The 12,143-nt window shown below is 64.5% G+C and carries 11 protein-coding genes and 1 tRNA gene; 3 read left to right on the top strand and 9 right to left on the bottom strand.

The genetic code is table 11. The features are described from left to right. Window positions 1–235: 235 nt before the first annotated feature. Window positions 236–415, bottom strand: a complete 180-nt coding sequence (locus tag RAM80_RS25625) for a hypothetical protein (protein WP_416423189.1) — start codon at window positions 413–415, stop codon at window positions 236–238. 420 nt (window positions 416–835) lie between these two features. On the opposite strand from RAM80_RS25625, the gene RAM80_RS25620 reads away from it, so the two are divergent. Further along, window positions 836–1,474, top strand: coding sequence for an RES family NAD+ phosphorylase (locus tag RAM80_RS25620; RefSeq protein WP_416423188.1), 639 nt, complete (start codon window positions 836–838; stop codon window positions 1,472–1,474). Window positions 1,475–1,498: 24 nt separating this feature from the next. Here the strand turns inward: RAM80_RS25620 and RAM80_RS25615 are convergent, their stop codons facing one another. From RAM80_RS25615 to RAM80_RS25580, 8 genes are all read right to left on the bottom strand, one after another. Then, a complete protein-coding gene (locus RAM80_RS25615; protein WP_416423187.1) occupies window positions 1,499–2,110 on the bottom strand; it encodes a hypothetical protein in 612 nt (203 codons plus the stop codon). 209 nt (window positions 2,111–2,319) lie between these two features. Next, window positions 2,320–2,394 (bottom strand) — tRNA-Gln (locus RAM80_RS25610). 191 nt (window positions 2,395–2,585) lie between these two features. After that, on the bottom strand, window positions 2,586–3,407 hold the full coding sequence (locus RAM80_RS25605) for an alpha/beta fold hydrolase (RefSeq protein ID WP_416423186.1): 822 nt from the start codon (window positions 3,405–3,407) through the stop codon (window positions 2,586–2,588). Window positions 3,408–3,549: 142 nt separating this feature from the next. Next, the gene (locus tag RAM80_RS25600) at window positions 3,550–4,722 is read right to left on the bottom strand and encodes a lactonase family protein (protein WP_416423185.1); all 1,173 of its coding nucleotides are present in this window, start codon (window positions 4,720–4,722) and stop codon (window positions 3,550–3,552) included. Between the two features lie 71 nt (window positions 4,723–4,793). Beyond that, the gene (locus tag RAM80_RS25595; protein ID WP_416423184.1) at window positions 4,794–5,066 is read right to left on the bottom strand and encodes a DUF5629 family protein; all 273 of its coding nucleotides are present in this window, start codon (window positions 5,064–5,066) and stop codon (window positions 4,794–4,796) included. A 249-nt stretch (window positions 5,067–5,315) separates the two neighbouring features. Further along, on the bottom strand, window positions 5,316–6,890 hold the full coding sequence (locus tag RAM80_RS25590; protein WP_416423183.1) for an aldehyde dehydrogenase (NADP(+)): 1,575 nt from the start codon (window positions 6,888–6,890) through the stop codon (window positions 5,316–5,318). 9 nt (window positions 6,891–6,899) lie between these two features. Further along, on the bottom strand, window positions 6,900–7,892 hold the full coding sequence (araD1, locus tag RAM80_RS25585; RefSeq protein WP_416423182.1) for an AraD1 family protein: 993 nt from the start codon (window positions 7,890–7,892) through the stop codon (window positions 6,900–6,902). A 21-nt stretch (window positions 7,893–7,913) separates the two neighbouring features. Further along, window positions 7,914–9,245 (bottom strand): MFS transporter, encoded by a 1,332-nt coding sequence (locus RAM80_RS25580; RefSeq protein WP_416423181.1) that lies wholly within the window; start codon window positions 9,243–9,245, stop codon window positions 7,914–7,916. A gap of 170 nt (window positions 9,246–9,415) precedes the next feature. Here RAM80_RS25580 and RAM80_RS25575 point away from each other — a divergent pair, with 170 nt between their 5' ends. Together RAM80_RS25575 and RAM80_RS25570 are read left to right on the top strand one after the other, a co-directional pair. Beyond that, a complete protein-coding gene (locus tag RAM80_RS25575; RefSeq protein WP_416423180.1) occupies window positions 9,416–11,155 on the top strand; it encodes an IlvD/Edd family dehydratase in 1,740 nt (579 codons plus the stop codon). 165 nt (window positions 11,156–11,320) lie between these two features. Beyond that, a complete protein-coding gene (locus RAM80_RS25570; protein ID WP_416423179.1) occupies window positions 11,321–12,043 on the top strand; it encodes a FadR/GntR family transcriptional regulator in 723 nt (240 codons plus the stop codon). Window positions 12,044–12,143 lie beyond the last annotated feature (100 nt).

Genomic DNA, 12,143 nt, shown 5'->3' with positions numbered 1-12,143 from the left:
GGCCGCCAGCATCACAGCTACATACAGGCCGATGGCCAGGTAGGCACCGTGACGGGCAGACGAAAGAATGGCACTGGCCATGATGAAGGCTCCGTGGCGAAGAATTCAGGCTGACAGGATCAGGTATTGCCGCGCCGAAAACCAGTGACAAACATCAATGAAGGTTATCGGTTTTCTTGATTGTAGCTGATGGCTAGCAACCCGCCGCAGATCGGGCGGGTCTGCTCAGGGCTGCTCAGTGCTGGATCTTGTGGTCCAGGGCTGCATAGAAGTTGGCGCTTTTCTGCAGGTACTGCTGGGTGTAGCTGCTGACGGCGGCCTTGCGTTCGGTGACCTGCACACTGGCGTGGGCTGGCAGCGCCACGGTGGCGGAAACGGCGGAAGCGGCGATCACGGAGAAGAGATTGAAGTTCATGGCGGCGTACCTCGAATAGGGTGGTTTGGCTGGGGCCGGTGAGGCCATGGGTCAAACTTACGCCTGGGGTGCCGCGGGTTGAAATTCATTGGGGTGGTAGCGGATATCATTGGGATTGATATTGAGCGACCTCACCGTAGCAGCGGCCGCAGGCCGCGTCACGCACGCCGCGCACCGCCGCATACCTTGCGGACCGCAGACGCAGCCTTCGGCAGCTGCTACGCAAGTACCCTGTAGCACCGGCCGCCAGGCCGGGTCAGCCCCCCCGGCCGCCCTTGCTGCATCCGGTAACATTTCCGGACCGATGTAGGGGTTGTCCTCCTTGCCAGGTATTCCTATTCTCCCGCTCCACATCCAACGGCCCCCAATCCCGCAGGTCTGCGCAGCTGCGTACACAACAACCTATGGAAATGGACAAACATGACCGAGACCAATCCGGAGACGGTGCAACGCCTTCTCATGGAACGGCAGGATGTATGGATACACCTGCCAGCAAAAACTTCGGTGTTTCGCATCACCAGCCACCCAACGCCCATTTTCTACAACCGCCGCTCGATCTCGAGGTACAGCGACCCCTTCCAGGAGGTAGGGGTTTGCTACGTCGCGGGCAGCCCGGAAGTTGCCATTGCCGAGACTTTCCAGCACGGCCGGAATGGGCTTGGCTCTCCCGTGCTCGTAGCCGAAATCAGCAGCGCGTCACTTCACCAGCTGGAAACGGCTCGGACCCTGCGGCTTGTTGATGTGCAGCGCCTGTGTAGCTACCTCGGGGGCAAATTGGGCGCTATCTGCGAAGGCAGGGGGCAAGGCGGGTCAGGATATCGGCTCACCCAACAGCTCAGCGGTGCCTGCATGAGAAGCGGCGTTGACGCGGATGGCCTTGTGTACAGCTCGGTAGCCTTTGGCCGGGCCCTATCGATGGAGGGCCATAATGTGGTGCTGTTCGAAGGGCGCGGCACCCAGTTGCTAGCCCTCGACGCATCACCTGTTGAGACTGTCATGCTATCCGGGGACACTACAGCGCTTGAGCTTTTACTTCAGCTCAAAGTGCTTGTGGTGTAGCCAAGCAACCTCAACGGCTGCCGGTTACTTCCCCATCTCCAACCGGTTACGGAAGTCGCGCAGAATGATGTCAAACGCCGCCTCATGCTCCAGCAGCAGGTAACGAGGCTGCCAGTTTGCCGGCTTCCCTGGCTCAGAGAAATCCATCGGCTGGGCCAGGAACAAGACCAACACATTGACCAGCGTTTCATCCGCCGGGTCTATGCCCAGCTGTTTGATCAACTGGCCAATCACTGGCGTTTCCCTGCCGTTGCGGAATTGGAAATCGGGGTAGTAGCGGCGACGGTTGTGAGTGTAGGCGACCACGCTGCCCGTCCGGGTTTTCTTGCTCAGCGCCTGCTTGGTGACCCCAAGAATGGCGCACACATCGCTGGCTTCCAAGGCGTCGTAGGCCTTCTGGAAACCTTGCAGGGCATCGGCTTTCATCTGTGCCAGGGCGATTTCATTACGGGCCTGGATGCTCATTGGCCGGGCAGGCTTCTTGAGGACCACCGCAACCGCCTTTTCACCCTTGAGCTTCGCCGCTGCAATAACCGCTGATTCGGGAATGGCGAGGATCAGCGCCTCAAATTCCTTCAGCAGCGCCGCCTTGGCCGCTTCAAACGAAGGGTTCAACGGGGTGGGGTGGACGTTCATGGCAGGTTTCCCAGGATTCAAGAAGCAGTGAATGAAGGCTAAGCCTACAAAAAACAACTGTCAACTTGTAAACCTGACTACCTGTCACCCATAAAGTAAGCAAAAATGTCTACCTCCGCCACCCATAAAGCTCAAACGCCAGGCACGACAAATCCCCCAGAATGCTTATGCACTTGGGAGAAAAAGAATTCAAATACTGGAAGAGAAAATGGCAGGGGCGGCTGGATTCGAACCAACGCATGGCAGGATCAAAACCTGCTGCCTTACCGCTTGGCGACGCCCCTGTAGGTGTTGCGACGAGCATGTTGCTTAGTGCTCGTTGGGTATGGCGCGCAATTTACCAGCAAAATATCGATCTGTGAAGCCCTAGTGTGAAATTTTTTCTTTAAAAACAGCTGCTTGCCCTCTCGAAAGGCCGCAAGGCGGCGCCGGGCCCCGTTTTCCCTGCGGATTGCGGGGGCCAGCGCCGGCGGTGTCAGGCCTTGAAGAATGCCAGCAGGTCCTGGTTGATCACATCGGCATGGGTGGTGCACATGCCATGCGGATAGCCCTTGTAGACCTTCAACGCGCCACGGCTCAGCAGTTTGATTGACAGCTCGGCCGAGTCGGCGATGGGCACTATCTGGTCGTCGTCGCCGTGCAGCACCAGCACCGGCACGCTGATCTGCTTGAGGTCTTCGGTAAAGTCGGTTTCCGAGAAGGCCTTGATGCAGTCGTAGTGGGCCTTGGTGCCGCCCATCATGCCCTGGCGCCACCAGTTGTCCTTGACGCCTTCCGAGACGTCGGCGCCCTCACGGTTGTAGCCGTAGAACGGCACCGGCACTTCCTTGTAGAACTGCGCGCGGTTGGCGGCCAGGGCGCTGCGGAAGCCGTCGAACACCTCGATGGGCAGGCCGCCGGGGTTGCTCGCGGACTTGACCATGATGGGCGGCACGGCGCCGATCAGCACCGCCTTGGCCACCCTGCCCGCCCCGTGCCGGGCCACATAGCGCGCCACCTCGCCACCGCCGGTGGAGTGGCCGACGTGGATGGCGTTCTTCAGGTCCAGGTGCGCCACCAGTTGGGCGACGTCGCTGGCGTAGGTGTCCATGTCATTGCCGGTGGCGGTCTGGGTGGAACGGCCGTGGCCGCGGCGGTCGTGGGCGATGACGCGGAAGCCCTGGTGCAGGAAGAACAGCATCTGCGCGTCCCAATCGTCGGCGCTCAGCGGCCAGCCGTGGTGGAACACGATGGGTTGGCCGGTGCCCCAGTCCTTGTAGAACAGCTGGGTGCCGTCTTTGAGGGTAAACAGAGCCATGTGTCACCTCCAGTGTGCGGAAAGCATGCGCACGCTGCGCAGGCCGAACAGGGAGGTTAGATGGTGGAAGGCGGGGCGATGGTGCCGCTCGTCGTCGGGCACCGCAAAGCAAAACCCCCGCTTTCGCGGGGGTTCTGGTGAATCAACGCAGGAACTTCACATCCGACGGCGAATCGATGTCGAGCTTCTGCACGGTGTCGCCGAGCTTGCCGGTGGCCGGGTCACGCTTGACCACCACGATCTGGTTGCTCTTCTGGTTGGCGATCACCACGAACTTGCCGCTCGGGTCGATGGTGAATTCACGCGGCTCGATACCTTCCACGGAGCGACGCTGTACTTCCTTCAGCTCGCCGCTGGCCTTGTCGATGCTGAACACCAGCAGCTCGCTGGCCTGGCCACGGTTGGTGACGTAGAAGAACTTGCCATCGGCCGAGAAGTGCAGCGCGGCGGTGGCCTTGTGGGCGGCATCGGCGTCGGCAGCAGCCAGGTTGACGGCCTGCTTCTGCACCAGGTTGCCGGCCTTGACGTCGAACACAAACACCTGGCCGCTCATTTCGGTGGTCAGGTAGGCGTGCTTGCCGTCGGCACTGAACAACAGGTGGCGCGGGCCGCTGCCTGCTGGCAGTTGCACCGAGGCTGGCGAGGCGGCGGTCAGCGGCTTGGCCTTGTTGGCGGCGTCATAGTGGTAGACGAACACCTTGTCGGCGCCCAGGTCCTGGACGTAGACGAAACGGCCGTCGGGGCTGGAGACCACCGAGTGCACATGGTCGCTGGCCTGGCGCTCGGCAACCACCTTGGAGGCTGCGTCGTGGATTTCCTGCTGCACCAGTTGGCTCAGGGTGCCATCGGCGCCCACGCCGAACACCGACAGGCTGCCGTTAGGATCCGGGTGCACCGAGTAGTTGGCTACGAACAGGTGCTTCTCACCCTTGGCCAGGCTGGAGAACGTCGGGTCTTCACCCTTGGTCTCGACCTGGTTGATCAGGGTCAGGTCATGGGTCTTGGGGTCGATCTTGAAGCTGCTGACCTTGCCGACTTTGTCGTGGGCCGAGTCAGGGCCGTTTTCGTTCACGGCGAACAGGTGCTTCTGGTCCTTGCTGATGGTCAGCCAGGACGGGTTCTCGGCCTTGGTCACGGCCAGCGGCTTGGCGCTGAGTTGGCCGGTGGCGCTGTCGAAGTGGTAGCGGTAGATACCTTCGCTGGTGTTGTTGGTGTAGGTGCCCACCAACAGGTCGTAGCCGCTGGCGGCCATGACGTGGGACGAGAGCACACTGATTCCGCTGGCGAGCAGCAGGGGCAGGAGATGGCGTTTCATTGTAGTTTTATCCTCGACGGGTCCTGATCAAAAGACCCCGGTCATATTCAGAAGTTGGACGCCAGGAACGCTTATTCCTGTTCGTCATCCTCATCCGTTGCAGAGAAACCACTGAGGCAGACTAGTTGATAGTTGCCGGTGTCGTTGCTGATTTCCCAGGACTGTTGCGCATCGTCGAAGCGCGCCGCCGCCAGTTGCTCGGCGGTGAAGCGCCAGCGCTTGAGCTCGCGCCCATCCATGCATTCGATACGCAGTTCGCCCGCGTCCAGGACAAAATCAAAGGCATGCAGATCATTGATCAGCAGCATGCCGCTTGTTTCTAGTTGTTCTTTAAGGCCGGTCATGACCATCTTTCATAAAGGGGGTGGAGAGGCGCCCATGATATGCCAAATCGGCCAATTTGAAACCGGTTTCCGCTTCAAACTGTCGCACCCCCATGCCTGAAAACGCCGCGTCCCTGCGACGCAAAATCCTGTAGCCGCTGCCGCCAGGCTGCGCTGGCCCCTGAGTACACTGGAGATCTCCAGCGGGGCATGGGGCCAGCGCAGCCTGCGGCAGCGGCTACGGGGTTGTTGCGGGTTGTCGAGTTTATGTCACAAGGCTTCGCGGCTGGGGGCGCCGTCTACCAGGCGGGTGAGGCCCAGCGGGTTGGCGTTGCGCAGCGCCTCGGGCAACAGCTCGTCGGGGTAGTTCTGGAAGCACACCGGGCGCAGGAAGCGGTCGATGGCCAGGGTGCCCACCGAGGTGCCGCGCGAGTCCGAGGTGGCCGGGTATGGCCCGCCGTGGACCATGGCTTCGCAGACCTCGACGCCCGTGGGGTAGCCATTGAGCAGGATGCGCCCGACCTTCTGTTCCAGCAGCGCGGTCAGCTCGGCGTGGTGGCGGAAGTCGGCCGGCTCGCCAATCAGCGTGGCGGTCAGTTGGCCATGCAAGGCCTCGAGCGCGGCGTTCAGCTGGTATTGATCGGCAACCTCGACCAGCACAGTCGTCGGGCCGAAGACTTCTTCCTGCAGCACTTCATCACCGTCCAGCAGCAACTGCACGTCGGCCTGGAACAGCTGCGGCTGGGCCTGGGCGCCCTGCTGGGTGCTGCCGGCCAGGTGGCGAATGCCGGGGTGGGCGTGCAGTGCTTCCAGGCCCTTGGCGTAGCTGCGCAGGGTGCCGGCGTTGAGCATGGTCTGCGCCGGTTGCGCGCCCATGGCGGCGGCCAGTTGCTGGACGAACACGCTGAAACCAGGCGAGCGCAGGCCAATCACCAGCCCGGGGTTGGTACAGAACTGCCCGCAGCCTTGCACCACCGAGGCGGTCAGCTCGCGGGCCACGGTTTCCCCGCGCAGTTCCAGGGCCTGCGGCAGCAGGATCACCGGGTTGATGCTCGACATTTCGGCGAACACCGGGATCGGCTGCGGCCGCGCCGCCGCCATGTCGCACAAGGCCCGGCCGCCCTTCAACGAACCGGTGAAGCCCACGGCCTGGATGGCCGGGTGCTTGACCAGCGCCTCCCCTACCCCGGCGCCGTAGATCATGTTGAACACACCGGCAGGCATCTCGGTGCGCTCGGCGGCTCGGATGATCGCGTCCGCCACCCGCTCGGCGGTGGCCATGTGGCCGCTGTGGGCCTTGAACACCACCGGGCAGCCGGCGGCCAGGGCGGCGGCGGTGTCACCGCCGGCAGTGGAGAATGCCAGCGGGAAGTTGCTGGCGCCGAACACCGCCACCGGGCCGACGCCGATGCGGTACTGGCGCAGGTCCGGGCGCGGCAGCGGGGTGCGCTCGGGCAGCGCACGGTCGATGCGCGCGCCGTAGAAATCGCCCCGGCGCAGCACCTTGGCAAACAGCCGCATCTGCCCGCTGGTGCGGCCGCGCTCGCCCTGGATGCGCGCCGCCGGCAAGGCGGTTTCCTGGGTGACCAGGGCGACGAAGTCATCGCCCAGCGCGTCCAGCTCATCGGCAATCGCTTCCAGGAACTGCGCGCGCCGCTCGCTGCTCAGGCGCCGGTACAGCGGGTACGCCTGCCGGGCCGCACGGGCGGCGGCGTCGACCTCTTCCGGGGTGGCCTGGTGAAAGTCGAACGGCAGTTCGGCGCCGGTGCTGGCGTCGACGCTCTTGACCACCACCGTGCCCTGGGCGCTACGGCGCCCGCCAATGTAGTTATGACCACGAATCATGGAACCTCCTCAAAGCTTGCCGATGCTGCCGGGGGCGAACGCCGCCTCGCCACGGCCGACACGGTTGTTCAGCGGCGCGCCGAACTCGTCCAGGCTGATCTCGAAACGGTCGCCCAGCTGGGTGCTGATGCCGTCGGCGAACGACAGCGTCGCGGTGCCGAAGAAATGGATGTGCACATCGCCCGGGCGCAGGAACTGCGCGTACTTGAAGTGGTGATACTCCAGGTTGTCGAAGCTGTGGCACATGTTGCCTTCGCCGCTGAGGAACTCTTTTTCCCACAGCAGCTTGCCGTCGCGCCAGATGCGGCTGGTGCCCGCCAGGTGCGTGGGCAGCTCGCCCACCCGCAATTCCGGGCCGTAGGAGCAGTGGCGCAATTTAGAGTGCGCCAGGTACAGGTAGTTCTTGCGCTCCATCACGTGGTCGGAGAACTCGTTGCCCAGGGCGAAGCCCAGGCGGTACGGCTTGCCGTCGCGGCCGATGACGTACATCCCGCCCAGCTCCGGCTCTTCGCCGGCGTCTTCGGCGAACGGCGGCACCGGGAACTCGCCACCGGGGCGCACGACGATGCTGCCATCGCCCTTGTAGAACCATTCGGGCTGCACCCCGGCCTGCCCCGCCGCCGGCTTGCCGCCATCCAGGCCCCACTTGAAGATTTTCATGCTGTCGGTGACCGCCGCTTCCTCGCCCACCTGCTGGTGCATCTTGTCGCGGGTGGCGGCGCTGCCCAGGTGGGTCAGGCCGGTGCCGGTGATCAGCATGTGCGCCGGGTCCGGGTGGTCCAGCGGCGGCAGGATGCGGCCCTCGTCCAGCAGTTGCAGGTAATCGTGGTGCTGGCCCAGGCCCAGGTCATCGACATGGCGCGCCAGGCCAATGCCGGCCTCGATGGCCGCCAGGGCCAGTTCGCGCACGCTGTTGGCGCCGCGCACTTCGTGCACGCGGTCGCTGTCCACCAGGCCCACGCGGCGCTGGCCATCAATCAATTGGAATTGCACTAGACGCATGGTTGCTGCTCCCTTTTGTTGTCAGGTACGTGCGCTGGGTTGCGCGCTGCGGGCACTGGCGGCGAACTGCTCGGCTGGCAGCGCGTGGCGGCGCTCCAGCAGGCGGTAGACCACCGCGGTCAGCAGCAGGCCGAACAGCATCACGCCAGTAAGGAAATACAGGCCGCTGGCCAGGTTGCCGGTGTACTCCTTGAGCGCACCGATCACGAACGGGCCGATGTAGCCGCCCAGGTTGCCCACCGAGTTGATCAGGGCAATGCCGGCGGCCGCGCTGGCGCCGGCGAAGAAGCGCCCCGGCAGGGTCCAGAACACCGCCGTGCAGGAGAACAGCGAGAACGCCACCAGGCTCAGGGCCGCCAGTTGCAGCACCGGCACGCTGAGCCAGGCGCTGAAGAACAGGCCGGCGGCGCCCAGCACGTAGAGCACGGCCAGGTGGCCGTAGCGGTCGTTGAGGCGGTCGGAGCTACGCGGCACGATCAGCAGGCCGACGATGCCGAAGATGTACGGCACCGACGAGACGAAGCCGGTCACCAGGTCGCTGCCGCCGAACTGCTTGATCAGCGTCGGCAGCCACAGGCCCAGGCCATAGATGCTCAGGGTCACAGGCAGGTAGAACAGCGCCAGCAACAGCACGCGGAAATCCTTCAGGGCGTGCAGCGGGTTGCCGTGGCGGGTCTGGCCGTAGGTGTCGAGGTCTTTCTGCAGCTCGGCGGCCAGCCAGCCTTTCTCCACGGCGCTCAGCCACGTCACCTGCGCCGGGCCGTCGGGCAACCACTGCAGCACCGGCCAGGTGAGCAGGATGGCCGGCGTGCCGATGGCGATGAACAGCCACTGCCAGCCGTGCAGGCCCAGCACCCCGTCCATGCCCAGCAGGCCGCCGGACACGGGCCCGGTAATCATCATGGCGATGGGCTGCGAGAGGATGAACAGGCCGAGGATCTTGCCGCGGTGGCGCACCGGGAACCACTGGGTGATGTAGTACAGCACGCCAGGGAAGAAGCCCGCCTCCGCGGCGCCCAGCAGGAAGCGCATCACATAGAAGCTGTTGGGCCCCTGCACGAACGCCATGCCGATGGTGATGGCGCCCCAGGTGATCATGATGCGCGCGAACCAGCGCCGCGCGCCGAAGCGGGTCAGCAGCAGGTTGCTAGGGATTTCCAGCAGGAAGTAGCCGATGAAAAACAGCCCGGCGCCCATGCCATAGGCGGCATCGCCGATGCCCACGTCGCTGCCCATGTGCAGCTTGGCGAAGCCCACCGCCGAGCGGTCCACGTAGGCCACCAGGTACAGCAGGATCAGGAAGGGGATCAGCTTGAGGGTGATACGCCTGACCAGGCGCAGTTCTTCGCTCATGGCAACGGTCTCCAATTGTTCTTGTTATGGATGGGGATCGGCAGGCCGTCCTCCGTTGCGAACGACTATATAGTATTACTATTTAACGAACAACGACTTCACATGTTGGGATTTTAGGCCTATTTTAGCTATCAGCGCCGTCATTAAGTCTTACAATAAGAGAAGCCCCCATGTCTGAGAAGAAACCTGCACTGCGTTCGGCCCAATGGTTTGGCACCGCCGACAAGAACGGCTTCATGTACCGCAGCTGGATGAAGAACCAAGGCATCGCCGACCACCAGTTCCACGGCAAGCCGATCATCGGCATCTGCAACACCTGGTCCGAGCTGACGCCCTGCAACGCCCACTTCCGCACCATCGCCGAACACGTCAAGCGTGGCGTGCTGGAGGCCGGTGGCTTCCCGGTGGAGTTCCCGGTGTTCTCCAACGGCGAGTCCAACCTGCGCCCCACCGCCATGCTCACCCGCAACCTGGCGAGCATGGACGTGGAAGAGGCCATTCGCGGCAACCCCATCGACGGCGTGGTGCTGCTCACCGGCTGTGACAAGACCACCCCGGCCCTGCTGATGGGCGCCGCCAGCTGCGACGTGCCGGCCATCGTCGTCACCGGCGGGCCGATGCTCAACGGCAAGCACAAGGGCCGCGACATTGGCGCCGGCACCATCGTCTGGCAGATGCACGAATCGCTGAAGGCCGGGCAGATCAGCCTCGACGAATTCCTCTCCGCCGAGGCCGGCATGTCGCGCTCGGCGGGCACCTGCAACACCATGGGCACGGCCTCGACCATGGCCTGCATGGCCGAAGCCCTGGGCACCTCGCTGCCGCACAACGCCGCCATCCCGGCGGTGGATTCACGCCGCTATGTGCTGGCGCACATGTCTGGCATGCGCGCGGTGGAGATGGTCAAGGAAGACCTGCGCCTGTCGAAGATCCTGACCCGCGAAGCCTTCGAAAACGCCATCCGCGTCAACGCCGCCATCGGCGGCTCCACCAACGCCGTGATCCACCTGAAGGCCATTGCCGGGCGCATCGGCGTCGACCTGGAGCTGGACGACTGGACCCGCATCGGCCGCGGCACCCCAACCCTGGTGGACCTGCAACCGTCCGGGCGCTTCCTGATGGAAGAGTTCTACTACGCCGGCGGCCTGCCCGCGGTGCTGCGGCGCCTGGGCGAAAACCACCTGATCCCCAACCCCGAGGCCCTCACCGTCAACGGCAAGAGCCTGTGGGACAACGTGCGCAACTCGCCTATCTACGGCGACGACGAGGTAATCCGCGCCATCGACAACCCGCTGGTGGCCGACGGTGGCATCTGCGTGCTGCGCGGCAACCTGGCGCCGCTGGGCGCGGTGCTCAAGCCCTCCGCCGCCACCCCGGCGCTGATGAAACACCGTGGCCGTGCGGTGGTGTTCGAGAACTTCGACGAGTACAAGGCACGCATCAACGACCCGCAGCTGGACGTGGACGCCGACTCTATCCTGGTGATGAAAAACTGTGGCCCCAAGGGCTACCCGGGCATGGCCGAGGTGGGCAACATGGGCCTGCCGGCCAAGCTGCTGGCCCAGGGCGTGACCGACATGGTGCGCATCTCGGACGCCCGCATGAGCGGCACCGCCTACGGCACCGTGGTGCTGCACGTGGCGCCGGAAGCGGCGGCCGGTGGCCCGTTGGCAGCGGTGAAGGAAGGCGACTATATCGAACTGGACTGCAGCACCGGGCGCCTGCACCTGGACATCAGCGACGCCGAACTGGCGGCGCGCCTGGCCGACTGGCAGGCACCGGCGCACAACCTGCTGGCCGGCGGCTACCGCCAGCTGTACGTGGACCATGTGATGCAGGCCGACCAGGGCTGCGACTTCGACTTCCTGGTAGGCTGCCGCGGCGCCGAAGTGCCCCGCCACTCCCACTGACACCCCACCCGTAGCAGCGGCCGCCAGGCCGCGTCCCGCCGCGCCGCGCACTCCTCACGGTACGCGGCGCCCGGGACGCGGCCTGGCGGCCGCTGCTACGGGAGGCGAGACGCCTTGGGAATGCTATGATCGCGCCAACCATCGCTCAGGACCTCCCCGCCCCCCATGGACTACCGCAAACCCTCCGACCGCAAGAGCATGCACGCGCGCATCGTGCAGGAAATCGGCATGCAGATCGTCTCCGGGCGGCTAAAGCCCGATGACAAGCTGCCCGCCGAGGCGCTGTTGTGCGAGGAATATGCGGTCAGCCGGCCGGTGCTGCGTGAGGCCACGCGGGTGCTGGTGGCCAAGGGGCTGGTGTATTCCAAGCCGCGGGTGGGTACGGTGGTGAAGGCACGGCGCGAGTGGCACCTGCTGGACCCGGACGTGCTGCACTGGCTGATGCAGAGCAGCCCGCAGAACGAGTTCTTCGCGTTGCTGACCAGCGTGCGGGCGATCATCGAGCCGGCGGCAGCGGCCCTGGCGGCGCAGCACGCCACCGCCGAGGACGTGGCCTCAATTGCCGAGGCCTACCAGCGCATGGAAGCGGCGCCCACGCCTGAGGCTTTGCTGCAGCCGGACCTGGACTTCCACAGCCGCATTGCCGAAGCCACCCACAACGACCTGCTGGCACACCTGTGCAACATGCTGGCGCTGGCGCTGCGCGAGGCGTTGAAGCATTCCAACCAGCGGCCCAACCTGCATGAACTGGCGATGCCACGGCACAAGGCGATCCTGACCGCCATCGAGAACCGCGATGCCCTGGCAGCGCGGCAGGCGACGCTGGTGCAGCTGGATGATGCGCGCAATGCGTTGGGGATGGTGTTGGGGTCGGAGTTGACTCTGTAACCCCCTCCCACCGCGTAACGCCCGGACGCAGCCTGCGGCAGCTGCTACGCGAGGTCCGTCGTAGCAGCGGCGGGGCGGCCATCCGCCGCAGGCCGCGTCC

Source organism: Pseudomonas sp. App30 (assembly GCF_047947025.1).
In the GTDB taxonomy this organism is placed as follows: Bacteria; Pseudomonadota; Gammaproteobacteria; order Pseudomonadales; family Pseudomonadaceae; genus Aquipseudomonas.
The sequence above is the reverse complement of the archived record's forward strand: the minus strand, read 5'-3'. Positions and strand labels throughout refer to the sequence as shown.

Bases quoted from the DNA above. Each gene is read 5' to 3' on its own strand.
- RAM80_RS25590 (WP_416423183.1), bottom strand. From the start codon at position 6,890: ATGATTCGTGGTCATAACTACATTGGCGGGCGCCGTAGCGCCCAGGGC.
- RAM80_RS25620 (WP_416423188.1), top strand. From the start codon at position 836: ATGACCGAGACCAATCCGGAGACGGTGCAACGCCTTCTCATGGAACGG.
- RAM80_RS25600 (WP_416423185.1), bottom strand. From the start codon at position 4,722: ATGAAACGCCATCTCCTGCCCCTGCTGCTCGCCAGCGGAATCAGTGTG.
- RAM80_RS25605 (WP_416423186.1), bottom strand. From the start codon at position 3,407: ATGGCTCTGTTTACCCTCAAAGACGGCACCCAGCTGTTCTACAAGGAC.
- RAM80_RS25615 (WP_416423187.1), bottom strand. From the start codon at position 2,110: ATGAACGTCCACCCCACCCCGTTGAACCCTTCGTTTGAAGCGGCCAAG.
- araD1 (WP_416423182.1), bottom strand. From the start codon at position 7,892: ATGCGTCTAGTGCAATTCCAATTGATTGATGGCCAGCGCCGCGTGGGC.
- RAM80_RS25625 (WP_416423189.1), bottom strand. From the start codon at position 415: ATGAACTTCAATCTCTTCTCCGTGATCGCCGCTTCCGCCGTTTCCGCC.
- RAM80_RS25570 (WP_416423179.1), top strand. From the start codon at position 11,321: ATGGACTACCGCAAACCCTCCGACCGCAAGAGCATGCACGCGCGCATC.
- RAM80_RS25575 (WP_416423180.1), top strand. From the start codon at position 9,416: ATGTCTGAGAAGAAACCTGCACTGCGTTCGGCCCAATGGTTTGGCACC.
- RAM80_RS25595 (WP_416423184.1), bottom strand. From the start codon at position 5,066: ATGACCGGCCTTAAAGAACAACTAGAAACAAGCGGCATGCTGCTGATC.
- RAM80_RS25580 (WP_416423181.1), bottom strand. From the start codon at position 9,245: ATGAGCGAAGAACTGCGCCTGGTCAGGCGTATCACCCTCAAGCTGATC.